This window comes from Sinorhizobium alkalisoli, assembly GCF_008932245.1.
Classification (GTDB): Bacteria; Pseudomonadota; Alphaproteobacteria; order Rhizobiales; family Rhizobiaceae; genus Sinorhizobium; species Sinorhizobium alkalisoli.
Window position 1 is genome coordinate 178,435 of the sequence record NZ_CP034909.1, and the last position, 24,255, is coordinate 202,689.

Sequence of the window (24,255 nt, forward strand, 5' to 3'; positions counted from 1 at the left end):
GGCGGTCTTATGATCGCCGGCCGGTTGCGGCTCAGCCGCCATAGATGTCGAAGTCGAAATACTCCTTCGAGAAGGCCTCGTAGGTGCCGTCCTCGCGGATCGCCTTGATCGCCGCGTTGATCTTGTCCTTGAGTTCGGTCTCGCCCTTGCGCAGACCGACGCCGACACCGGGGCCGAGCACCTCGACATCCTGGGCGACGTCGCCCTTGTAATCGCAGCACGCCTTGCCTTGGTCGCTCTCGAGGAAAGCGCCGAGGGCAATCGCATCCGCCTGCACCGCGTCGAGGCGACCGGCGGCGAGATCCTGATTTGCCTCGTCCTGTGTCTGATATTCCTTGATCTCCACGCCGGCAGGCGCGAAATGCTTGGTCGCATAGGCCTGGTGCACGGTCGAGACCTGCACGCCCAGCGTCTTGCCGGCGAGCCCTTCCGGCGTCGGTTGGATGTCTTCGCCCTTGGCGCCGATGATCCCGGTTGGCGTGTTGTAGTACTTGTCGGAGAAATCGATCGTCTTCAGTCGCTCCTCGGTAATCGACATCGACCCGACGATCATGTCGATCTTCTTCGCGTTGAGCGCCGGGATGATGCCGTCCCAGGCGACCGGAGTCACTACGCAATCGAGCTTGGCCGCGGCACAAACCGCCTTCATGAATTCGATTTCCCAGCCCTCCCAATTGCCATTGGCGTCGGGCGAGGTGAAGGGCGGGTAGGGTTCGGCGGCAATGCCGACCTTGACCGTTTCAGCGATGGCGGCGGCAGCGCCGGCAATCGAGAGGGCGGCGGCCAACGCCAGGAGCTTCAATGTCTTCTTCATGCTGTTCCCCTTGTGGTTGTTGAGCATTCAGGAATTCAATGAATGGAGCGGATGAATTTCTGGAGCCTTTCGGATTTCGGCGCGCCGAAGATCGCTTCCGGCGGTCCTTGTTCCTCGATGATGCCGTTGTGCAGGAAAACGATGTGGTTCGCGACGTTGCGGGCGAACTTCATCTCGTGGGTGACGAGGATCATCGTCCGCTTCTCCTGCGCAAGGTCGCCGATCACCGAAAGCACTTCGCCGACGAGTTCCGGATCGAGCGCCGAGGTCGGCTCGTCGAAGAGCATGACGAGCGGCTGGATCGCCAGCGCCCGGGCGATCGCCGCGCGCTGCTGCTGGCCCCCTGAAAGAAAGGCAGGATAGGCGTCGCGCTTCTCGTAGAGCCCGACCCGCCTGAGCAACGCTTCGGCCATCTCCACGGCTTCGTCCCTGGATCTGCCGAGCACATGCACCGGAGCCTCGATGACATTTTCCAGGATAGTCATGTGCTGCCAGAGATTGAAACTCTGGAAAACCATGCCAAGCTGGGTGCGGATCCGCTGGACCTGCCTGCGGTCCGCCGGCACCAGTCCGCCCTTCCCATCGGGTTTCATCCGGATCTCTTCGCCGTGAACGCTGATCCGACCGGCCGAGGGCAATTCCAGCATGTTGATGCAGCGCAGCAGCGTAGACTTGCCCGAACCGCTGCCGCCGATGATCGCGATGACATCGCCCGGGCGTGCCGTTAGCGACACGCCCTTCAGCACGTTCAACGGTCCGAAATGCTTGTGGAGGTCACTGATAGCGATTGCCTCGGCCGCCTCCGTCATCGGTGACCGGTTCCCGTGGTTTGCGGGCTTCTCGAAAGCATGAAAACAGTTCCCCTTGTGGCGCTGTCGTGCAGCATTTTTCGGCTTGTCGCGCTGTTTCCTGCCAATATGGTTGCACTTGTGCCGTTATTATTCAAGTGTATAATAGGTGCGCCGTCCAATTTTCTGGCGGAATTCCCGCTCGAACGAACCCTCCGCAGGAGCAGCCCATGAGCCCATTCGGTTGGAAGGCAATGACTTGGACCGGAGACGCCGGGCTCCGGGGGCGGTCATGACGCGCCGCAGCTTTCACCGCGCTCCGGAAGGCGAGCGCCGGCAGGAGCTGATCGAGGCGACGCTCGACTGCATATCCGAGTTCGGTCTCAAGGGTGCCACCGTCCGCCAGATCGCGGTCCGCGCCGGCGTGACCGCGGGGCTCGTCCGGCACTATTTCGACTCCAAGGATCAGATGATCGCGGAGGCCTACCGGGCCGTGATCGCCTCGTTGACGGAAAAGGCGAAAACAGTCGAGGGCGATCCGGCGACGCGTCTCCGGGAATTTATTTGCATCAATCTCAGCGAGCCGGTGGCCGACAGCCGCAGCGTCTCGCTCTGGGCAGCTTTCATCAGCCAGGTGAGGGTTGATCCTGTCCTCGCAGAGATTCACCGCGAAGGCTATTTGGCCTTCCGCAATGCCCTCCAGGACCTATTGAGCGATTTTCTCGCGGCCAAGGGCAGGCCGGCGAGTGCGGAGCTCTGTCGCCGCTACGCCATCGCAATCAATGGTTTGGTCGACGGGCTCTGGATCGAAGGCTGCCTCGCCGGCGATCTCTTCCGCGAGGGAGAACTGATCAGCATCGCCATGGCCTCGGTCGAATCGTTGCTTGGCCTGCCTATAGACGAATGACGGAGGGGAGAAATCACATGCGCTATGCGTCGATCACCTCGCGGCTGGCCGATCTCGGATCCGGCAAGTGGGCCCTGCACATTCGTGCGCGGCAATTGAAAGCCAGCGGTGCCGACATCATCGAACTGACGATCGGCGAACCGGACCTGCCGCCCGACCGCGCCCTGCTGGACGAGTGTCAGCGCGCCATGAACGCCGGTCGGTATCGCTACTCGAACGGCCGCGGCGAGGCAGCCGTGGTTTCGGCGATTGCGGAAAAATACCGTCGCCGCCGAGCCGACGTGACGGCGAAGAACGTCCTCTGTTTCCCCGGCACCCAGACGGCGCTTTTTGCCGTGATGCTGGGGCTGGCCGAGGCGGGCGACGGCGTGCTCGTCGGCGATCCGCTCTACGCGACCTATGAAGGCGTCATACGTGCGGCCGGCGCCCATCCGGTATTCGTAGCGCTGAAACCTGATTTTGGTTTCCACATGCAGCGGGAAGACCTGGAAAGGTCCGTCACGCCCGAATGTCGCGTGCTGCTGCTCAACACTCCGCACAACCCGACCGGCGCGGTGCTTACGGCCGCCGAAATCGCGGCGATCGGCGAGGTGGCCCGCCGCCACGACCTCTGGATCGTCTGCGACGAGGTCTACGAGGAGCTGGTCTTCAGCGGAACCTTCGTTTCACCCTTCGACGATCCGGATCTCGCCGAACGAACGATCGTTGTTTCGTCTATTTCGAAGTCCCATGCCGCGCCTGGTTTTCGCAGCGGCTGGGCCGTCGGGCCGGCTGAGTTCACCCGGCGCCTCCTGCCGGTTTCCGAAACCATGCTGTTCGGTCAGCAACCTTTCATCGCCGACATGACGGCCTATGCCCTGACGCATGAGATCGATACCGCGCGGCGGATGCGGGAGACCTATGGCCGGCGCGCGCGTCGTATAGTCGACGGTCTTTCCCATGTGCCGGGCGTGGCGGTCCTGCCGCCGGAGGCGGGGATGTTCGCCCTCATCGACGTTGCCGGCACCGGACTCTCCGGCGATGCCTTTGCCTGGGCACTGCTTGAAGAGGAACGCGTGGCGGTGATGCCGGGGGCGTCCTTCGGCACGCAGGCGAAGAACTTCCTCCGGATAAGCCTCACGGTTCCGGATGAGACCATCGACGAAGCCTGCCGTCGCATTGCAGCCTTGGCCGAGCGCCGCACGACGAGAAGGGAACGCCGCGCATGAGTGTTGCGATGAAAACCGTCGGTGAAGCTCTCGTCGGACTCCTGGAGGCAAACGGGGTCGAAGTTGTCTTCGGCATCCCCGGCGTGCACACGGTCGAGCTTTATCGTGGTCTTGCGGCTTCGAAAATCCGCCACGTTACCCCGCGCCATGAGCAGGGCGCCGGCTTCATGGCAGACGGCTATGCGCGCGTCAGCGGCAAGCCGGGCGTCGCGCTGGTCATCACCGGTCCCGGTCTCACCAATACGATTACCGCCATGGCGCAGGCCCGGCAGGATTCGATCCCCATGCTGGTGATCTCCGGCGTCAACCGCCGCGATTCGCTCGGGCATGGCCGCGGCTTGCTGCACGAACTGCCCGACCAGCATGGAATGATGACGACCCTGGCGCTCTATTCGCATACGCTGCTCAATCCGGCCGACCTGCCGCTGGTCATCGACCGCGCCTTTGCCGTGCTGCTATCCGGCCGCGCCGGTCCAGTCCACATTGAGATCCCGACAGACGTGATGGCTGACACGGTCGGGAGCCAAGCGGCAAGGCCGGCCATGGCGACCCGCCCGTGCGCCGACGGAGAAACGCTGCAGAAAGCGGCCGCCTTCTGTGCCGACGCGTCCCGGCCGGTCATTCTTTGCGGCGGCGGCGCGCTGGCTGCCGAAGCGGAACTGCGTGTGTTGGCGGAACGGATCGGGGCACCCGTGGTCACGACCGTCAACGCGCGCGGCCTGTTGGCGGGTCACCCCTTGCGCGTGCCCGCGAGCCCGAGCCTCCAAACCGTGCGCGCGCTGCTCCGCGACGCGGATCTGGTGCTGGCCCTCGGCACCGAAATGGGGCAAACCGATTACGATCTCTATGCCGACGGCGGTTTCCCCGAGCTCCGAGATCTCATCCGCATCGATATCGATGCGGCACAGCTTGCGCGGGGTCCGCGCACGGCGCTCTCGATCCTCTCCGGCGCGAAGGCTGCGACGGGCGGCATAGTCGGCTTGCTCCCCGACCGAACAGCGAAGGACGACACATCGCGGGCCGAGGCGACGCGAAAGGCAGCGCTCGAGGAGTTGACATCGAAGATGCGGGCGGAGGTGGGCATCATCGACGCGATTTTTCAGGCGCTGCCGGATTGCACCATCGTGGGGGATTCGACCCAGGCGGTCTATGCCGGCAACCTCTATTGCGACGCGCCGCGGCCGCGCGCCTGGTTCAACTCGGCTACCGGCTACGGCGCGCTCGGCTATGCGCCGCCCGCAGCCGTCGGCGCAGCGATTGCTGATCCAGGGCGACCGGTCGTCTGCCTTGTCGGCGACGGCGGTTTTCAATTTTCGCTGTCTGAGATCGGATCGGCCGTCGATGCGGAGGCAAAGGTGATCTTCCTTGTGTGGAACAATGGCGGCTACCGGGAGATCGAAACCCATATGCTCGAGGCCGGCATCGTCCCGGAAGGCGTCAGGCCGACGGCTCCGGACTTCCTGCTGACGGCCAGGGCTTACGGCGTCGCGGCCGTGCGATTGGTCGACATTGAGGAACTGCCGGGCGCACTCGCGGATGCGGCCGCGCGAACGGGTCCCTCGCTGATCGAAATTCACCAGACGAGGACTGTCGGCGCTACCGCCTGAGGGAGAGCGAAAGAAGAAATCCGTGGCCGGTTTCCTGCCGCGTCGCGGCATTTCAGGGTAGGGGCTGCAACAGAAGCACAGGGTTTGACTTTTTCTGCCCGGAGTGGTGTTAAAGGCGCCGGCGTTCGAATCCGGCCACGTTCTTGCGTTAGTCTCCGGATGTCGAGGCCAATTCGTCTCGTGGGCGCCAGGCGCCGAGAGAAAGGAATCGCGTCCTCAATGGACCTCCTGGGTGGCAGCAAGAGCATGCAGGCGGGCCGGCTTCTTGCCGTGCTGTGGCTGTTCTGCGCCTCCTTCGCCGTGCAGGCGATCGCTGTCGGTCAAAGCGTAACGGGTCGGAACGGTCCCGGCGCGCAGACAGGCGATATCGCCGCTCGGGACATGGGCTCTGCCGATCGTCCGGTGGCGCGTCAGGTTTTCAGGGCTGTCGCCTTGCCCGACTTCCGCTTCACCGGCGCGCGGGCGGAGGGGAAGGCGAGCCCCGGCGGCGAGCCAGATCCGGCTCTTCCACTCGCCTTTTCCGTTCTGCCTGCGGTCGTCGGTAATCATCCGGCGCCGGTCGCGCAAACGCTAGCCGTGGTCAAGGCCTCGCGCCAGAGCGAGCGCATTCGCGGCCCGCCTGCGGCCGAGAACGTCCTCTAACGTCCGGGCTCACCGACTATCGGTTCTGCCCGGCATAATGAAATCAGGCCCGGGCCGCCCGGAAAAGGCGCGTCCAGCCGTTCATGGAATTTCCAAATGCGTACATCCAGATGGGCGATTCTCGCCTATGTCGCGATCGCTATCTTCGGCTGCCTCGCGGCGCTACCCAGCATGCTGCCGCCGGCGATGCGGCAGCAATTCACGTCCGTTCTGCCGTTCGAGCCGGTCACGCTTGGCCTCGACCTCAAGGGCGGCTCGCATCTCGTGCTCGAGGTCGACGGCGCCGGCCTGCAAAAGGCGCGGCTCAACACGCTTCTCGACGACACCCGGCGCGCATTGCGCGGCGAGCGTGTCTCCGCCTCTTCGGCCCGCATCAGCGGTAATATGGTAACGGTGAGCATCCCTGATCCGGCGGATCGGGAAAGGGTGCTGCCGAAGCTGCAGGAATTGGCGACGCCGGTCAGTGTCATCGGCTTCGGCGGCTCGGCGCCAGAGGTCGAGGTGACCACGGCCGGCGACGTCGTCACGCTGTCGCTCACCGAAGCCGGCCTTGCCGATCGCATGACCAAGGCGGTCGAGCAGAGCCTGGAGATCATCCGGAACCGCGTCGACCAGGTCGGCGTCGCCGAGCCGCTGATCCAACGGATCGGCTCAAACCGCATTCTCGTGCAGCTTCCGGGCCTTCAGGATCCGACGCGCCTTCGTGAACTTCTCGGTTCCACAGCTCAAATGAGCTTCCATATGCTCGACCAGACCGTGGATGTGACGCAGCCGCCGCCGCGCGGCGTCGAGATCCTTCCCGGCGCAAATGACGGCAACCGCTATCCGATCGAAAGCCGCGTCGCGATTTCCGGTGAACGTCTTGCCGATGCCAAAGTCGGCTTCGACCAGCGTACAAACCAGCCGGTCGTGGATTTCAGCTTCGATTCACTTGGCGCTCGCCAGTTCGCGGAGATCACCCGGGAAAATGTCGGCCGGCCTTTTGCGGTCGTGCTCGACGGCAAGGTTCTGACGGCGCCCGTCATCAACGAGCCGATCCTTGGCGGTCGTGGTCAGATCAGCGGTAACTTCACGGCCGAGGAGGCAACTGTCCTTTCGGCGCTCTTGCGTTCCGGTGCCCTGCCGGCGCCGCTGACGATCATCGAAGAGCGCTCCGTCGGACCCAATCTCGGCAGCGACTCGATCCGTATGGGCCTCTATACCGGTCTCGTCGGCTTCGCTCTCGTCATCGCCCTGATGGTCGTCCTCTACGGTGCCTGGGGCATGATCGCCAATGTCGGCCTGCTGCTGCACACGATCATGACGATCGGCGTTCTCGCGCTCATCGGCTCGACGCTGACCCTGCCCGGCATCGCCGGCATTATTCTTGGCATCGGCATGGCGGTCGACGCCAATATTCTCATCAATGCCCGCATCCGGGAGGAGACAGAAAACGGCGCCGGGGCGATGAAGGCGCTGGACCTCGGCTTCAACAAGGCATACGCCACCATCATCGACGCCAACATCACCACGCTCACCGGCACGATCCTGCTGTTCTGGCTCGGCAGCGGACCGGTGCGTGGTTTCGCGGTGACGATGATGCTCGGGATCGCCATCTCGATGTTCACGTCTGTCACGATCGTGCGCTTGCTCATGCGCGAAGTCGTGATCCGCCGAAAGATGAAGAAGCTCGAAATTCCGTCGCTCTTCGGCCGGGTGCCGAAACTGCCGACCATCTCCTTCATGAAACGGCGCTTCCAGGCGATCGGCCTTTCGGCCTTCCTGTCGATCAGTTCTGTTATCCTGTTTTTCACGCCGGGCCTTAATTACGGGATCGATTTCATCGGCGGTATTCAGGTCGAAGCCGTTTCCAAGGAGAAGGTCGACTTGTCGAGGTTGCGCAGCAGTCTCTCCTCGCTCGAACTTGGCGAAGTGGCGTTGCAGGATTTCGGCAACGGCCAATCGGTGCTGATCCGCGTCCAACGTCAGCCGGGCGGCGAAAACGAGCAGACGGCGGCGCTGAACCGGATCAAGGATGCCGTGACGAATGCCGTGCCGGATGCGACGCTGGAGCGGACCGAGGTAGTCGGCCCGACAATCAGTACGGAGCTTGCGCGTTCCGGCTCGCTTGCCGTCGGTCTCGCCATGCTGGCGATCCTGCTCTACATCTGGTTCCGGTTCGAGTGGCACTTTGCGGTCGGTGCGATCGCGGTGCTTCTGCTCGACATCACCAAGACCATCGGCTTCTTCGCTTTGACCGGCGTGGACTTCAACCTGACGGCGATTGCCGCGCTCCTGACGATGATCGGCTACTCCGTGAACGACAAAGTGGTGGTCTATGACCGCATGCGCGAAAACCTACGTAAGTTCAAATCGATGCCCTTCTCCGAACTCATCGACATGAGCATCAACCAGGTGATCGCACGATGCATCTTCACCTCGGTGGCAACGGCTCTTTCGTTGGTGCCCATGGCCATCTGGGGAGGCGAGGTCGTGCGCAGCTTCGCCTGGCCGATGATCTTCGGCGTGATCATCGCTACTTCCTCGTCTATCTATATCGGAGGGCCGATCCTCCTGTTCCTCAGCCGCTGGTGGAAGGACCGGGAGGTCCGCCGTTCCGGTGCGCAGGAGGCAGGCACGCCGACGGCCTAGCGGACCCAATGGGTTCATTCGGATTTCGGGAACGGGAAGACCGCTCCCGATCCATCGCGAGACTGCAAAAAGGGGTGACTCGGACGAGTTGCCCCTTTTTCGTCCGAAAGAGCTGACTATATACGAGGCGTCCCTTGCAGGTCGATTCGACGCTCACCATGTAGCGCGATAGCCCACCTGGGGCGGCGGGATAATCTGCAGGGCAGTCTCCTGACCAGGTCTTCGAGGCATTGATTTTTCGAGACCGGTTGTCGTTTGACTGAGATGTGAGATTGTCCTAGCTTACGCAGTGTGACGCGGAAGGATTCCGCCTCCCATCGTTCATGAACCGTCGCGGCGCTTTGCGCCGCCACAAGCCAAAGGAGAGTGACATGTCAAGAACCGTCTCGACCGCCGCTTTCTGCGGCTCGCGTTCCCTTTGTCGTGCAACGGTGAAAGGTCTCATTGGCACGCTTTGCCGAATGTGACCGTTCGCACCACCGGACTTATCCCTGCCGAGAATTGAAGATCCGCGCTTGATGCGTGGAGGAGCGTTATTTGCATGAACAAGCAAGTCATCGAACATAATGGTGTGCCCGTCGGCGTCGTTGTTCCCGATGCAGATCAGGTGAAGTTTGTGGCCGTGAAGTATCAGGTCTGGGACCTCGACGCGCAGCGGTTCCGCTCGGCCGATGAGGCGCGCGCGGCGATCCGGCACCTGCTCACCGGTCAGGCTCCCCATGCCCGCCAAGGCGGTGCCGCGGCGGCATGACTTTGTCCGGCCGCGGTTTTTCCTTGTTACTGCGTGAATATCAAGTGTAAGTCCAGGCTTCAGCGCCGTGCAAATGAGATGCACGGCGCTGCGGGTGCGCACCGGTCGCCTCTTCAAAAGTCGGCATAATTTTGTATTGGCAGAGCAATTCTGTGCTATGCCGAACACATAAGCTTGTGCGCGTGTGGACGGTTGCCGACGATCCGCGCGCGGGGAGACTCTGCCGGAATGCTGACAAAAAAGGGAAAATACGGATTGAAAGCCCTTGTCGACCTGGCACGCCTTGAACCAGGCGAAACGGCCTTCATCAACGAGATTGCGCTTCGCAACAACATTCCGAAAAAATTTCTCGATACGATCCTGCTCGAATTGCGCAATGCTGGGGTGCTGCGCTCCAAGAAGGGGCCCGGCGGCGGCTACTCCTTGTCGCGCCCGGCATCGGAGATCCGCATCGGCCACGTCATCCGAACGCTCGATGGTCCCCTTGCACCCATCCGCTGTGCCAGTCGTACCGCCTATGAAGTCTGTGAGGACTGTCGCGATCCGGAGACCTGCCAGGTCCGCATCTCCATGACGTCCGTACGCGATGCGATCGCCTCCATTCTCGATTCGATGACGCTTGCCGAGTTCGCGACCGGAGCCGTATTGATTCCGGAAGTGCCTGTGGAAAAGCGCGCCGGCTGATCACAGCGGCCCGCAATATTCCTGGCGCCGTAGAAATTCGGCCCAGGGGAGCTTGGTTTGCCGGAAGAATGGGCCTATTTGGCTCCAATCGTTTTTCGCCGCGTTTCGGACGGCCGGTACGGCTGCCGATTCCGCTTCAGACCAGGGACCGAAGATGGGCTTGAGACATGTGAAAGCGGAGGGGCATTCGCGCGCTGCGGTGCTCGATTCGATCAATAGGACACTGGCGACGGCAAGCAATGGCATCAAGGTTCTCGCCGATCATGCGGCGACGGACGAAGCCTTTGCGCAGAGCCTCATCGACGCAGTCGAACTGATCGGCGAGGGCCGGGGCCGTGTCGTCGTCTCCGGCGTCGGAAAGAGCGGACATATCGGCCGCAAGATTGCCGCAACCATGGCTTCCACCGGCACCTCTGCCTATTTCGTCCATCCGACGGAAGCCAGCCACGGCGATCTCGGCATGATCACCTCGGAGGACACCCTCATCCTGCTCTCCTGGTCCGGTGAAACGGCGGAACTCGCCAACATGCTCACCTATGCCAAGCGCTTCAGCGTGCCGATCGTCTCGATTTCATCCAACCGCGACAGCATCCTCGCGCGCAATTCGGATGTTGCGCTGGTGCTGCCGAAAGTGCCGGAGGCCTGTCCGCACGGGCTGGCGCCGACGACTTCGGCCATGCTGCAGCTTGCCGTCGGGGACGCACTGGCGATCGCGCTCCTGGAGCGGCGCGGCTTTTCCGCCGAGGATTTCAAGACCTTCCATCCGGGTGGCAAGCTGGGTGCCCAATTGCGCCTGGTTCATGAACTGGCGCATGTGGCGGAACAGGTGCCGCTGCTTACAGTCGGCCGTCCGATGAGCGAGGCGGTCATCGAGATGTCCTCGAAAGGCTTCGGCGTCGTCGGCATCGTCGATGAAGGTGGCGCCTTGATCGGCGTGATCACCGACGGCGACCTGCGCCGTCACATGGCTGGCGACCTGCTCGCTCAGCCGGTCGAAGAGGTGATGTCGCATAACCCTCGCGTAGTGAAAGGCGACGTGCTCGCCAGCGCCGCCATGGAATTCATGCAGGAGCACAAGGTGACCGTGCTCTTCCTCGTCGATGAGGCGCAAATGCCGGTCGGTATCCTGCACATCCACGACCTGCTGCGCGCCGGCGTGGCCTGATCAATCGAACGGAGAGCTGGCGCGAGCGCCTGTGAGCGAATCCCGCAGCGGTGAGGGGCTTCTCTTCTCGGGTTTTTGCCGGGGCGGCGGATCTATGAAGGCGCCCGGCTGGTTGACCATGTTCCTGTGGATACGTTCGGCGATTGCTTCCGCGCCGGCATCCGTCCCCGCATGCGAGTAGAAATTGCCGCGCACCTGGATCGACGCGGCCATCAGCCGGAAAGTCGCCGCGCTCAAGTCGGGATCCGGTTGCGTCGGCGCCGCCCAGAATGCATCGAGCGGCTGCTGGTCCGTCAGCCCGGCAATATCGAAGACCGCCCGGCCGAGCACCTTGACCGGTTTGCCCTGTTTGAGGGCGTGCAGCCCGGCGGTCGAATTGACCGTGACCATGCCGGCGCTCCCGGCCATGAGAAGGTCCAGGTTACCGCCGTCGAGAAAGGCGACACGATCTTCGATGCCAAGCGCCGCCGCTTGGCTGGCGATGATCCTGCGCCAGGGAATGAGGTTGTTGTCGAGAGGGTGGACCTTGATCGCCAGCTTGCTTGTCGGGGGCGCCTGGCGTGCAAAGGAGGCGAGGATATCTCCGATTGCCTCCTCCTGGCTGTTGAAGGGGGAGTGGGCGCGCAGCTGGAAGTCGGTCTCGAGCTGCAGCGGATAGACGAAATAGGGGAGACGATCCGAGGTGAGCGAGCGGATGACGGCCTCAGCCGCCCGCTGCTGGCGCTTGGCTCCGGCAAGGCGCCTCAACCATCCGGCATATTCCGCCAGCGGATGAAAGATCCCATGCCGGTGGTAGCCCGGGAAGAGAAACCAGAGAAGGACGTTCGGCAGGTTGTACAAGAGGTCATAGGCCGCCTCGGCCAGGAATGTCTGCGAATAGCGTCGCTGCCAATCCGGCTCGGGCAGGGATGCGGCGGCCTTGAGGATCTGCTCGGGCTCGGCCGGAAAATGCGAATTGGACGACATGCCGCCGCATTCGAGGGTCAGCCAATCGGGTCGGAGATAGCCCATTTCCACGACGTAGACTGCAGCCCCGTACCTCCTGGCGGCGGCAATGGCCTTCTGGTGATAAGGCCGCTCTTCGCCGAGCAGAACGAGATCGCTGACCCCATGACAGCGAATAAATGCGTCGACATAGCCGGGCCACCTGGCAAGAGAGCCGCGATAATTGTACCCGCCGCGGCGGCGCCAGAAGATCCGGTCGCCGACGTTGAGATTGATCCGGACGCAGCGATGTCCATAGGCTTCGAGCCGGGTGGCGATCTTGGGAAAGATCGACGACGAAGGACCTTGCAGGAACAGGAATGTCCGTCGCCCCGTATGCCTGATCATTGTGCCTTCCGTCATGTCCATTCTGCAGCCGCTATTGCAGCGCATCCTTGTGCAGGTTGGCGTGCTGGAGCAATGCGCGCAGAAGGTTCCATGGATCTTCGTCCTGCGGAGGTCCGGGGCGATGCTTGGCTGGCTTGGCCTTGGCGAGCGGCACGATGAAATAGTCCGTACGCGGGTCGGGGAAGGGATCGGCGAACGATTTCAACAACGGCGCGTGGTCGCCATAGAAGGCAAGCCAGACCGGGCGGTCGAACTTTTCGAGGCTGTCGATCAGATGTTTCAGCGCGGCATCGGATTGTTCGAGGATCGCCAGATATATGTCGACGGGATTGGCGAGCTCTCCGACGCGTCCGGGTTCCCATGGTCCGTGATTGGCCATCGATGCAACGAACAAGAAGCCGCTTTCCTCCAGCGGCAGCCTCCGCGCCTCGGCGACGACCCGCTCCGTAAGAGCCGCATCCGACACATAAAGCCCGTCGCGCGCGGGATCATGGTCGAAGGCGTCTAGCATGGTGAGCTTCTCGAAGCCGAGCAACGGCATCGCCTTGTGACGCAGGAAGAATGTGCGGTCATAGGGATGGATGAAATGCGTGTGCCAGCCGGCGCGCTTCATCTTTCCCGGCCAGACGACGTCGGCATAGTGCGACGCTCGCAGATAGGGATAGCTGGCATCGACATGGATATCGTCGGGCAGCAGCCCGCTCAGGACGGCGAATTCGGTGCGCAGCGTATAGCCGCCCTCGAAGATATTGCTTAGGCGGCCCCATTGAACCGCGTGCTTGCGCAGCCGATCAATCGTCGGCAGCTTGATCGTGTCTACTCCGAAATGCCGCATGTCGATGAACGATTCCGACTGCCAGACGACCACCAGCGGCGCTTCCTCATGGCCGATGAGGTCATGGACCGCCGCAAGCAAGCGTTCCGAGAGTTCGGCAACGATCTTTTCGCGCTTTACGCCCAGCCAGATGATGAAGTGAAAGACCACAGAGCCGAAGGTGCCGAAGCGCACCGTGCTCATCTTGACATTCACCTTGCCGACGAGCCGCTGGACGAGCGCGGCGGTCGGGCGATTGACCGGGCCGTAGAAAAGCGAGATCCAGGGCGCGCTTGCGGCAAGGACCATCAGGACGATCCAGAAGAGCTTGTCCCGCGTCGGCAGGACGCTCGGTTCGAAATACATGTAAAGGCCCGAGACGCCGAAGACATACAGGAAGGCGACGATCCAGAAGACGATGTTGAGCGAAGTCGCGTAGAAGATCGACTTGTACTTGAAGACATCGGCGACGAGCGCGATGTCCGAGAAGACCAGCGGCTCGCGGATGAACTTGAACTTGGCACGGGAAATACCGGTGAAGATGATGAAGAAGCTCATCGTGCCGGCCGCCGCATAGAGCGGGCGCCAGGAAATTGCAAAGAATCCGGCAAAGACGAGCGCAACCACCGGGAGGCGGGCAAGAATGTCGACGGTGTCGTGATTGCGGCCGTAGGGAGAGGCATTCTTTCGCCGCTCCCGCTTCGGCAGCGCGAAGCGGTCGGTAAAGAAGATCACCGCACAGGAGAGAAGATAGCAGCCAAGGATCAGCGCTTTCGGGTGGTCGTGCAATTGAAAGGGAACTAGCGCCAAACCCATACCTTTGAGCCGTTTACTGCCGGCGCCGCCTCGGCAGCGGGGCTCATCGACACTTAAATCCTAATACCGGCAGGAACAAGCACGCATTCTCTCCTGCGATCACCGTCCACGACTGCGTGCGATTGCCCTGTCGAACCACCAATTGAGAAATGGCCGGACGGCCGGACCGAAGCGGCCGAGCAGTAAGAGCGTGAAGCCGAAATAAATCTCGGACCGTCCCCGTACGACGTCGTCAGCAATCTTGCTCGCAACGGCATCGGCGCTCCAGGGCCGAACTGTGCCCATGACGACGGTTGCCTCTGGCGGACGCAATTCGAGCTCCCGCTCGAGTTGCGGGGTCTCGGTATCCGGCGGAAAGGCCACGGTCACCTGGACGCCGTGGCAGCACGCTTCGGCGCGCAACGCCTGCGCAAACCCGTGCAGCGCGAATTTCGATGCGCAGTAGCCGGAATAACCATAGATGCCGATGAGCCCCGCACCGGAGGATATTATCACGATCTGTCCCTGTCGGCGCCGAACCATGTCGGGATAGACGGCGCGCACCGCATTGACGGTTCCGGAAAAGTTCGTCTCCCATTGCCGGCGGAAGGACAGGCTGGGCATGGCTACGAACGGCCCCGGCTCGACGATGCCCGCCGAAGTCACCAGTATGTCGCAGGGGCCGAACGCCTCGACGCAACGGAAGATCGCGGCGTCGATCTGATCCTCGCTCGCCACGTCGGCTGTTTCGATGCGGATGTCTTCGGCGCGGGCCCCGTGCGGCGAAACGAGCTTTTGCGCCGCCTGCTCCAACAAAACGCGCGAGCGGGCAATGAGCGAGAGCCGGGCCCCGCGACCGGCATAGAGGGAGGCGAGTGCCAGGCCTATGCCGCTCGAGCCGCCGGTGATGATCACATGAGTCATGCGGAGATCCCGCTTGCCGCCGCTGACGGCGGATCTGTTAACGTGCCGGAGCGGATGGGGGATTGAAAACCCATGCCAAATCCACCGCACACTTTTCAGCCATAGGCAGCATTAGCGCTCCGAAATCGCTTTAAGCATCTGTTCGATGTCGACCCCGCCAAGGCCGAAATTGCGCGCGGTGAGGTTGTTGAGGCGCTCTGCGGTCAGCGTCACTGTGCGGCGGATCTGCTCCTCGGTGTGGTCGCTGGTGATAAAGAAGCGAAGGCGCGCGAAACCTTCCGGAACGGCGGGATGGATGATCGGCAGGACGTTGATGCCATCCGAAAGAAGGTCGTTCGAAAGCTGCACCGCACGCAGCGAGTCGCCGACGATCACCGGTACGACCGAATAGCCGCCGCTCAAGCCCGTATCGAGCCCCGCTTCTTTTGCGAGTTTCAGGAAAAGACTGCCGTTCCGCCGCAGTGCCGCAGTGCGCTCCGGCTCGCGTTCCAGAATATCGATGCTCGCGACCGCTGCTGCGCCGAGCACCGGCGCAAGGCCGACGCTGTAGACGAAACCGCCGGCTGATGCCTTGAGCACGGCGGCGAGCGCCGCGCTCCCGGCGACATAGCCGCCGCAGCTCGACGTCGTCTTCGACAGCGTTCCCATCCAGATGTCGACCTCGTGCGGGTCGATGCCGAAATGTTCTGCCAGCCCCTTGCCCCGCTTTCCCAGCACCCCCATCGAATGGGCCTCGTCGACCATCAGCCAGAAGCCATATTCCGCCTTGAGCTTGAGCAGTGCCGGCAGATTGGCGACATCGCCATCCATCGAATAGATGCCCTCGACGATCACCATGATGTGGCGGTAGTCACCGGCAACCGTCCGCAGCACATGCTCGAGATCCGCCGTGTCGTTATGCTTGAACAGCCGGCGGGTGGCGCCCGAAAGCTTGATGCCGGCAAGTGCGCTGTTGTGGATGAATTCGTCGTGGATGACGAGGTCCTTCGGGCCCATGAGACAGCTGATGGCCGCCACGTTAGTGAGATAGCCACTGACGAAACAGACCGCGGCATCGACGCCGTAGAAGCGTGCTATCCTCTCCTCGAGCTCCATATGGACGGGCCGCTCACCGGCGACCAGCCGGCTCGCCGAGGCGGAAATCCCGAACGTGCCGATCGTCTCGCGCGCGCGCTCCACCACATCGACATGCTTGTTCAGCCCGAGATAGTCGTAGGAGGCGAAATTGATCAGCATGCGGCCATCGATCACCGTCGTCGCGCCGGCCGCCGTCTGATGCGGGCGGTAGAACGGGTTGGCGATGCCGAGCTGTTCGCTTGCGAACTTCTGCGCCATCACCTGCTTGTATTCGGCGAGGTCCTCGAAGCGGGCCTGTTGGCGACGGGGCGCGGGCGGCAATTCGCGCTCCGACCGCGCCATCCGGTTCCGCTCGGACGATTGGTGCGTGTTCCTCATCCTGTCCAGCAGGTTCTCCTTGAGACTGCTGTTCATCTTGGAGAAGCTTGGGCCGTTTCCGTCGTTGCTCATTGGCTCTGTGCTTTTTCGCGGCTGCCGTTCTCGTTCCTTGAGCCGGCGGTTCAAGGAACGAGAACGTGGATTTAGATCGACCTTTGCGCGTCTGCCAGGGCACGCGGCGCCGTGGTCGCTCCAACATGGCGTTGCGTCAACTCGGTAACGAGCTTGTCGTCGGCGCCTTCGCCTTCATCGCCCAGGTCGCGCTTGCTCACTTTTTCGTAGAGCTTGCGCGCAACATCGCCGACAGTCGTATGGTCGGCAACGCCGCTCAAGGGCATGTCGAAACCGGTGTTCTGCTGGAAGCTGATGCCGAGTTCCACCGCCATCAGGCTGTCGAGGCCGATCTCCTTGAGGATCTTGCCGCGCGTCACGGTATCCTTCGACACACGCAGGATCGCGGCGATTTCTCCCGCCACCAGATCGAACAGAATGTCTTCCGCCTCCTGTGGCGACTTGCCCTCGATCATCGCGACAAGGTCCATCGTGGTGCCCTCGGCGCCGGAGACGTGCTGGTCGGCACTGCGCAGGACCACTTCGAAGAGCGCATTGCGGGCAATCGGCAGGTTGCGCGCCGCCGCCCAGTCGATCTCCGAAATCATGACGACGCCGGCGTCGATGGTTCCCGTGTCCGCGGCGATATGGCTTGCGACCATGTCGAGCGCCATCTGGGCCTTGAGCGCCGTCTTGCCGATGCGCTTGGCGAGCAGGTCGTTGACGTCGGCGTTCTGCGTCAGATAGCCGGCATCCGCGATCGCGCCGAAGCCGACCGCCAGGCCCGCCAGGCCTTCTGCACGTCGCGTCCGGGCCAGACCTTCGAGATAGCCGTTGGCCGCGACATAGTTCGCCTGGCCCGGATTGCCGACTAATGTGGTAGCCGAGGAGAACAGGAGGAAATTGTCAAGCTGGTCTCCGCGCGTCAGCCGGTCGAGGATCGCCGCGCCCTTAGCCTTGGTGTCGATCACGACCCGGTTGCGTTCGCGGTTGAGATTGCTGATCAGCGCGTCGTCGAGCACCATCGCGGCATGCACGACGCTGCGCAACGGTGCTTGCCCCCGAAGCGTGGAAAGCAGCGTTTCGACGGCTGCGGCGTCGGTCACGTCGCAGGCGTGAAGCGAGGCGCACACGCCGGCTTTCTCCCAGCGCGACAGCATCGCCGTGGTCTCCGCGTCGGGCTGGCCGCGTCGGGAGCAAAGGGCGATCTTGCGCGCGCCTTTCTCGACCAGCCAATTGGCCGCCATGAGGCCGAAGCCGCCGATGCCGCCGACGACGAGATGCATGCCGTCCGGATCGACGTTCATGCCCGCGTTCGGCCTCGCCGTAATCTCATGCCTGCCGGTTACCGGGGGCAGCACCACGATCTTGCCGATATGACCGGCATTCTGCATCAGCCGGAAGGCATTGCCGATCTCATCGAAGTCGAAGGCGCGGTAGGGAAGCGGCGTTAGCTTTCCTTCATCGAAGAGCGCGCCGATTTCCACGAAGATGCGCTTTGTCAAGCCGGGCTGGTTGACGAGAAGCTGATCCGCATCGATGCCGAAATAGCTGATATTGCGCCGGAACGGTCTCAGGCCGATCTTGCTGTCGGCATAGTAGTCGCGCTTACCGAGTTCGAGGAAGCGGCCGAAGGGCTTGACGAGCGCGAGGCTCTGCTCCATCGCCTCGGCGAAGAGCGAGTTGAGCACGAGGTCCACGCCTTCGCCGCCGGTTACGGCCCGGATATCGTTGACGAAGCCGAGCGAGCGGGAATCGAAGACGTGATCGGCGCCGAGCATCTTCAGGAAGCGCCGCTTTTCCCGGGTTCCGGCCGTCGCGATGACCGTCGCCCCGTTTAGTTTCGCCACCTGGAGTGCGGCAAGGCCGACACCGCCGGCGGCGCCGTGGATGAGGATCGTTTCTCCCGGCCGGACGCGGCCGAGCTCAACCATGGCGTAATAGGCCGTAAGAAAGGCGACGGGCAGGGTGGCGGCTGCCACCGGGTTGATTGTTCGCGGCAGTTTGGCAACGCCGGCGCGCGAGACGACCGCGTGGGTCGAGAAGGCGGAGGAGGCGATCGCCATCACGGCGTCGCCGACGACGAGGTCGTCGACACCTTCGCCGATCTCGACCACATGGCCGGACAGCTCCATGCCGATCGTCGCTCCGGCAAAGCCGTCTTCGAGCGCTTCCTCGGGCAGGAGGCCCATGGCCCACATGACGTCGCGGAAATTGAGGCCTGTCGCGGCGACCGCAACGACGATCTCTCCCGGTCCGGCCCGCGGCACGTCGGTCTCCTCCCAGGCGATGCTGCCGACCTGGGAACTGACGCGCTGGCGAATGGTCGCCGCAGCGAAGCTGCGCGTTTTACCTTCGCTCTTGCCGACGGGGCCGGGCACTGCCCGGATCTCGGAGAAGAGGCCCGAGCTGCGATCGAGCAGCCACTCGCGATTGGAGCCTTCGATTGTCAGGAGCGGCAGTGCGGAGGCGATCATCGCTTCCGCCCCCGCTTCGATCTTGTCGCTGAAATCGAGCGAATGGACGTCGAGAAACTCGTATTCATTCTCGAGCACGCGGACGAAGGTCCACAGACCTGAATTCACGCCGGAGTTTGTCGGGGCGGAAACCGGCGCGCCTCCCGGTGCAACGAGCACGAGGCGGGGACGCTCGTCCCCGCTGCCCTCTCCGACGTGCTGGCGCAGGGCTTCGGCGAAAGCGCTGAGCGCCAACACCTGCGTCTGCAACAAGGCGGAATCGTCGTCGCCGGCAGGACCGGTGGCCGGCGAGAGGAGCACTGCGCGAACCGGCCTTTCTCCAAAGGCAGCGAAGGCGCCGCGAAGCTTGACCGTGTCCGTCGCCATGTCGCCCCCAAGCGAAATGCGCATCGCATCTGCGGGCACCGCTGCCGGTCGGCTCCCTGCAGTTTCGAGTAGCAGATAGGGGATGGCGCCGGAGACAGGTCCTTGCGCCGGCTGGCCTGCCGCCCCGCGGGCTTCGATAAGGATGGCGTTGCCGTGCGGCCATTCGCGCTCGGCGATCCTGACCTCACGCAGTTTGAGATCGCTGAGGCATTTCTGCCAATGCGGTACGGCGGCAAGCTTGCCGATCGGGAACTCCGCCGTCTGGCTGCGCGCGAACCAGCCATCGCAGAGGCCGAGCGCAAAGTCGCGGAAGATCGACGGCGCGCTGACGGATGCGACCAGGGCACCGTTCTCCCGCAGCATCGACCCGAGCGCGTTGCGCACGCCGCTCTCCTCCTCGATCAGCTCATAAAGGCTGTCGGAGGCGCTCACGGCCAGATCGAAGGGACCAAGGGCGGAAAATTCACTCTTCTCGAGTATCCGCACATGTGCGTCCTGCTCGAAGGCGATCTCGAGATTGCGTTGGGCGTTGTCGCGCGGCTCGACGACGGAAAGGCGTGCTCCGTGCCAGAGCGCGAGCTCCGCGAGCCGACGCGTGAAGCCGACGGAAACGCTGCCGAATTCGACGATGCCCAAGCGGCTGCCCTTCGGCTGCCCGGCCAGGGCACGGTCCACCGCAGCGAGGACTTGCTCCATGCGCGACCGGCTTGCCGGAGAATGAACGGCCTGATGGTCGAGCGTCGCCTCGCTGATGAAGGCTCCGTTGAAGGCCAAGGCTTCGCCGCCGAACCGCGCGGAGAGCAGTGCGTCGAGGCGGCTGAGCGCCTCCCGATAAGCATTGTTGATCAGAACCGCTTCGACGGCACGATCCGGGCGCTCGCCGTAAAGCTCGCCGAGGATCTCCTCAACCGTCGGAAGGGTGAACTCCGTGGAGACCTGCCAGTGATCGTTCTGGTGTTCGCAGAGCCCTGCATCTTCGAGAGCATAAAGGCAACTCGTGAGAAAGCATTGGAACGCACGGTCCCCAGGCAGTGCATCGCTCGCGATCAGGCCCTTACCGTTCGCAAGCTTCAGAGCAATCTCCTGGCAGGCGCGATAGATGGCGGCATTGAAGAGCAGCGTCGCATTGTCGACGCCGCTTGCGGCGCCATCCTGCTCCGTCAGCCTTGCCGGCATCGACAGGAGGGGCTTCCTGCCCGGAAGTGCTGCCTCGGACAGCACCGCCTCGTAGTGAAAGGAGAGGTCGCCGAGCGTCTTATGCTTGCGCAGATAGGTGCGCCGGAAACGGCAGTCGTCGAAACGCGCGACCGCCGCGCCCTGCTCGTCGAAGAAGTGGAACCGCGCCTTGATCGAATTGGCGCTGACGCGCTCGATTTCGATCGTTGCACGGGCGATCGTCCGACCCGAATTGACAACGCGCACCGAGCCGAAGCGCACCGGGATGTAAGGCGCGCCGCCCCTGTCACCGGTGAAGCGGTCGAAGAGCGCCACCAGGCCATGGAAGGTCGCATCGATGGAGATCGGATTGAGCGCATAGCTGACAAACGGATGGCCCGGCTTTGCCGGTGCCTTCAGTTCCACGTCGATCAGCCGGTCGCCATAGGCGACGGCCTCAGCGAGCAACTGGAAGCGCGGGCCGTAGTCGAGTCCGAACTGTCTTGCCGTTTCATAGGCTTTTGCCGGCGTTACGATTCCTGTTTTTGCCACGCCCGCGAAGGACGGACAGCCCGCATTTGCGCCCGGTATGGGCTTGCGGCTCCTGGCGACGGCATGCACCGTCCAATCGTCCTCCGACAGGCGCTCGCGCGAGCGGATTTCGATGTCGCCGGTCTCCGGCGACAGGACCGTCGAGAGTTCCATGATGCGGCTGTCGCTGAGTTCGAGCGGTCGGACGATCTCCAGATTGGTGATCTCGACCTCGTCACTGCCGTAATATTGCTGCGCAGCCGAGATCGCCACTTCGATGAATCCGCTGCCCGGCAGGATGGCCTTGCCGTCTACGACGTGTTCGGCGAGATCCGGATAGAGATGCGCATCGATGTGGTTTTTCCAGCTGCCGCTGTTCGGGTCGGCGCGCCAGCCGGACAAGCGGTATGGTTTGCCGGAGCGGCCGAAGAGGTCCGTCGCGTCGCTGGTCGCTTGTGGGCGCAGTTCCACCGGCTCGAAAGGCAGGCAAGGCAATTCGACGAAGGCATCCCGCCTGCCGTAGACGCGGGGCCGGTCGACGGTGGCGCCGTGCGCGACGGCGCGGGCCATAGAGGCGGAGATCGGGTCGTGTCCCGGCTCTCCCGCATCGCGCAGCAAGGTCGGCACCACCGTTGCCGGAAGCGCCGCCTGCTTCACGGTTTCCTTGACATAGGAGGAGAGGATTGGGCGGGGGGAAATTTCGACGAACAGACGGCAGCCGAGCTCGAGCGCGGCTTCGGCCGCCGCCTGGAAGCGGACCGGTTCGCGGACGTTCTTCCACCAGTATTCCGGGTCGAGTTCGGTGCCGTCGAGGGCGCCGCCGGTGACCGTCGACAAGTAGGTCAGCTCCGTGCGGCGCGGGGCAATGTCCGGTATATCGGCCAGGAAGGCTTCTTTGGCCTGATCAATGATCGGATGGTGGAACGGATAGTTGATGTCCAGGATCTGGACCGGGATCTTCGCCTTGCGCGCGGCGTCGCGGAAAGCGGTAACCTCGTGCGCCGGTCCGGAGATCGTGACCGAATTATGCGCGTTGACTGCGGCGACGCAGAGCGCGTTCAGCCCACGCGCCTGGGCGAAGGCTTCGGCCGCTTCCTCGCCAAGCATCACGGCGGCCATCGTGCCGTGGCCCGCAAGCCCGTCCTGGTGCAGCGATCGCTTGGCCACGATCGCCACGGCGTCGACGAGCGACAGCGCGCCGGCTGCGTAAGCGGCGGCGATCTCGCCGACCGAGTGGCCGAACACGGCGGCCGGTTTGATACCCATCGCCACGAGCGAGTCGGAAAGGGCCGCCTGGATTGCGAAGAGCAGCGGCTGTGCGACTTTCGTATCAGGGAGCTTCTTGTCGAGCGCCGGATCCGTCAGCAAGTCCGTCAGCGCGATGTCGGCATGGAATCGGAAGAGGGCACTGATGGACGTGAAGGATTGCCGGAAGTGCAGGTTCTCCCGGAAGGCCTCTACGCCCATGCCGGCCCATTGCGAGCCGTTGCCGGAGAAAACGAAGGCGATCGGCGCATTCTTCACCGGTGCCTCGCCGATTTCGCCGATATCGGAACCCGGCTTGTCGAGATGGCTGGCAATGGCCCTGGCGATGTCTTCGGGACTGTCACTGCGCGCAACGAAACGGTGGCGCATATGGGTGCGGTTCGCGCCCGAGGCGGCGATGATCGCGCGCGCCTTCTCCTTCGAGGCGCCGGCGAACGCGGCCTTGTAATCCTTGAGCAACAATTCCAGGCTCGACTGCGTGTGAGCGCTCGCGAGAAACACATGCCCGGAGGGCGCGGCCGCAGGTTTTTGCTCAGGCTGCACGTCCGGATCGCCGATGACGACATGCGCGTTGGCACCGCCAAATCCAAAGGAATTGACCCCCGCGAGGCGCGTACGCTTGCCCTTCAGAAGCTCGATCGGATTGGCCGTAACGCGAACATTGAGCCCATCGAAATCAATGTGCTCGTTCGGAGTGTCGAAGTGCAGCGACGCCGGCAGATAATTGTGTTCGAGCGCAAGGACGGCCTTCATCATGCCAAAGAGACCTGACGCCGGTTCGGTATGGCCGATATTCGACTTGATCGAGCCGATCGGTACCGGGGCACTGCGCTTGGCGCCGATGACCGTGCCGATGGACCAGACTTCCGCCGGATCTCCGACCTTGGTGCCCGTCCCATGTCCCTCGACGAAGGCCACCTGATTGGCATCGATGCCGTTGCCCTCGTAGATGGACCTGAGCAGGTTTGCCTGCGCCTCGCGCGACGGCAGCGAAATACCGTTTGTGCGGCCGGCGGAGTTGACGCCGGTCGCGACGATCTTCGCATAGCTCCTGTCCCGCTCCCGTCGGGCCCGGTCCGAACGGCGCAGGATGAAGACGACGCCGCCTTCGGCGCGCACATAGCCGGCGCCATCATTGTCATAGGCCCGGCAGAGACCTTCGGGAGAAAGCATGCGCGCCTGTGCGAAGCCGACGAAGGGGAGCGGATGGGCCAGCACGTTGACCCCGCCGACGATCGCCGTGTCGATCTCGCCGGCATTGAGCGCCCGCATCGCTTGGTCGAGCGCCACCAGTGAGGAGGAGCAGGCGGTATCCACCGTCATGCTCGGTCCACTCAAGCCGAAGACGTGGGAAATACGGTTGGAGACGATCGACAGCGTGTTGCCGGTCATGAAATAGGGACCGGCGGCGGCCGGGTCTTCGACCGTCAGGTTGGCGTGGTCCAGGCTCGAGGCGCCGACATAGACGCCGACATTCTCGCCATGCAGAGAGGCAACCGAGATGTTTGCGTCTTCCAGCGCGCGCCAGGCAAGCTGCAACAGCACGCGCTGCTGCGGATCCATATACATGGCCTCGCGCTGCGACATGCCGAAAACGGCGGGATCGAAATCATAGATGCGATCAAGGACGCCGGCGGCGAATGTGTAGGTCTTGCCCTGCGTCCCCATGCTGGGGTGCCAGAATCGCGCCAGATCCCATCGGTCTTCGGGCACCCGGGACACGGTGCACATGCCCTGACGAAGGATTTCGAATAGCGCCTCTGGTGACTGCGCTCCAGGAGCCAGGCATGCACGCCCAATGATTTCAACTGTCATGTACGATCGAACGCTCTGAACTGTCGTTAAAGTTGTTCCAGCCCATTGCAACGTCGAACGCGGGATTGCAATGGAAG

General features: G+C 63.1%; 15 protein-coding genes. 8 read left to right on the forward strand and 7 right to left on the reverse strand.

Annotated features, from left to right (window positions below):
- Window positions 1-31 precede the first annotated feature (31 nt).
- Entirely contained in the window at window positions 32-814 is a 783-nt protein-coding gene (locus EKH55_RS00835) for a transporter substrate-binding domain-containing protein (RefSeq protein WP_069459993.1), read from the reverse strand.
- Window positions 815-849: 35 nt separating this feature from the next.
- The gene (locus EKH55_RS00840; protein ID WP_069459555.1) at window positions 850-1,623 is read right to left on the reverse strand and encodes an ABC transporter ATP-binding protein; all 774 of its coding nucleotides are present in this window, start codon (window positions 1,621-1,623) and stop codon (window positions 850-852) included.
- A gap of 271 nt (window positions 1,624-1,894) precedes the next feature.
- On the opposite strand from EKH55_RS00840, the gene EKH55_RS00845 reads away from it, so the two are divergent.
- The 8 genes from EKH55_RS00845 (at window position 1,895) to EKH55_RS00885 (ending at window position 11,197) form a co-directional block, all read left to right on the forward strand.
- Complete coding sequence (locus EKH55_RS00845; RefSeq protein ID WP_069459554.1) at window positions 1,895-2,509, forward strand: TetR family transcriptional regulator C-terminal domain-containing protein; 615 nt, start codon at window positions 1,895-1,897, stop codon at window positions 2,507-2,509.
- A 17-nt stretch (window positions 2,510-2,526) separates the two neighbouring features.
- Window positions 2,527-3,717, forward strand: a complete 1,191-nt coding sequence (locus tag EKH55_RS00850) for a pyridoxal phosphate-dependent aminotransferase (RefSeq protein ID WP_151610798.1) — start codon at window positions 2,527-2,529, stop codon at window positions 3,715-3,717.
- Window positions 3,714-5,324 (forward strand): 5-guanidino-2-oxopentanoate decarboxylase, encoded by a 1,611-nt coding sequence (locus tag EKH55_RS00855; RefSeq protein WP_151610799.1) that lies wholly within the window; start codon window positions 3,714-3,716, stop codon window positions 5,322-5,324. The genes EKH55_RS00850 and EKH55_RS00855 overlap by 4 nt, the downstream gene beginning before the upstream one ends.
- 219 nt (window positions 5,325-5,543) lie before the next feature.
- On the forward strand, window positions 5,544-5,966 hold the full coding sequence (locus EKH55_RS00860) for a hypothetical protein (RefSeq protein WP_069459551.1): 423 nt from the start codon (window positions 5,544-5,546) through the stop codon (window positions 5,964-5,966).
- Between the two features lie 96 nt (window positions 5,967-6,062).
- Entirely contained in the window at window positions 6,063-8,597 is a 2,535-nt protein-coding gene (secD, locus tag EKH55_RS00865; RefSeq protein ID WP_069459550.1) for a protein translocase subunit SecD, read from the forward strand.
- A 541-nt stretch (window positions 8,598-9,138) separates the two neighbouring features.
- The gene (locus EKH55_RS00875; protein WP_069459549.1) at window positions 9,139-9,348 is read left to right on the forward strand and encodes a hypothetical protein; all 210 of its coding nucleotides are present in this window, start codon (window positions 9,139-9,141) and stop codon (window positions 9,346-9,348) included.
- A 228-nt stretch (window positions 9,349-9,576) separates the two neighbouring features.
- Window positions 9,577-10,032 carry an RrF2 family transcriptional regulator gene (locus tag EKH55_RS00880; protein WP_069459548.1) on the forward strand — a complete coding sequence of 152 codons (456 nt, stop codon included), beginning with the start codon at window positions 9,577-9,579 and terminating at the stop codon, window positions 10,030-10,032.
- Between the two features lie 154 nt (window positions 10,033-10,186).
- Window positions 10,187-11,197, forward strand: a complete 1,011-nt coding sequence (locus EKH55_RS00885) for a KpsF/GutQ family sugar-phosphate isomerase (protein ID WP_069459547.1) — start codon at window positions 10,187-10,189, stop codon at window positions 11,195-11,197.
- On the opposite strand, the gene EKH55_RS00890 is transcribed toward EKH55_RS00885, so the two are convergent.
- The 5 genes from EKH55_RS00890 to EKH55_RS00910 all read right to left on the reverse strand — a co-directional run bounded on the left by EKH55_RS00890 (window position 11,198) and on the right by EKH55_RS00910 (window position 24,178).
- Complete coding sequence (locus EKH55_RS00890) at window positions 11,198-12,544, reverse strand: capsule biosynthesis protein (protein WP_151610800.1); 1,347 nt, start codon at window positions 12,542-12,544, stop codon at window positions 11,198-11,200.
- Between the two features lie 16 nt (window positions 12,545-12,560).
- Window positions 12,561-14,159 carry an LTA synthase family protein gene (locus tag EKH55_RS00895; protein ID WP_151610801.1) on the reverse strand — a complete coding sequence of 533 codons (1,599 nt, stop codon included), beginning with the start codon at window positions 14,157-14,159 and terminating at the stop codon, window positions 12,561-12,563.
- A gap of 99 nt (window positions 14,160-14,258) precedes the next feature.
- A complete protein-coding gene (locus EKH55_RS00900) occupies window positions 14,259-15,062 on the reverse strand; it encodes an SDR family oxidoreductase (RefSeq protein WP_069459544.1) in 804 nt (267 codons plus the stop codon).
- A 111-nt stretch (window positions 15,063-15,173) separates the two neighbouring features.
- Entirely contained in the window at window positions 15,174-16,589 is a 1,416-nt protein-coding gene (locus EKH55_RS00905; protein WP_069459543.1) for an aminotransferase class I/II-fold pyridoxal phosphate-dependent enzyme, read from the reverse strand.
- Window positions 16,590-16,660: 71 nt separating this feature from the next.
- Entirely contained in the window at window positions 16,661-24,178 is a 7,518-nt protein-coding gene (locus tag EKH55_RS00910) for a type I polyketide synthase (protein ID WP_151610802.1), read from the reverse strand.
- Between the last annotated feature and the right edge of the window lie 77 nt (window positions 24,179-24,255).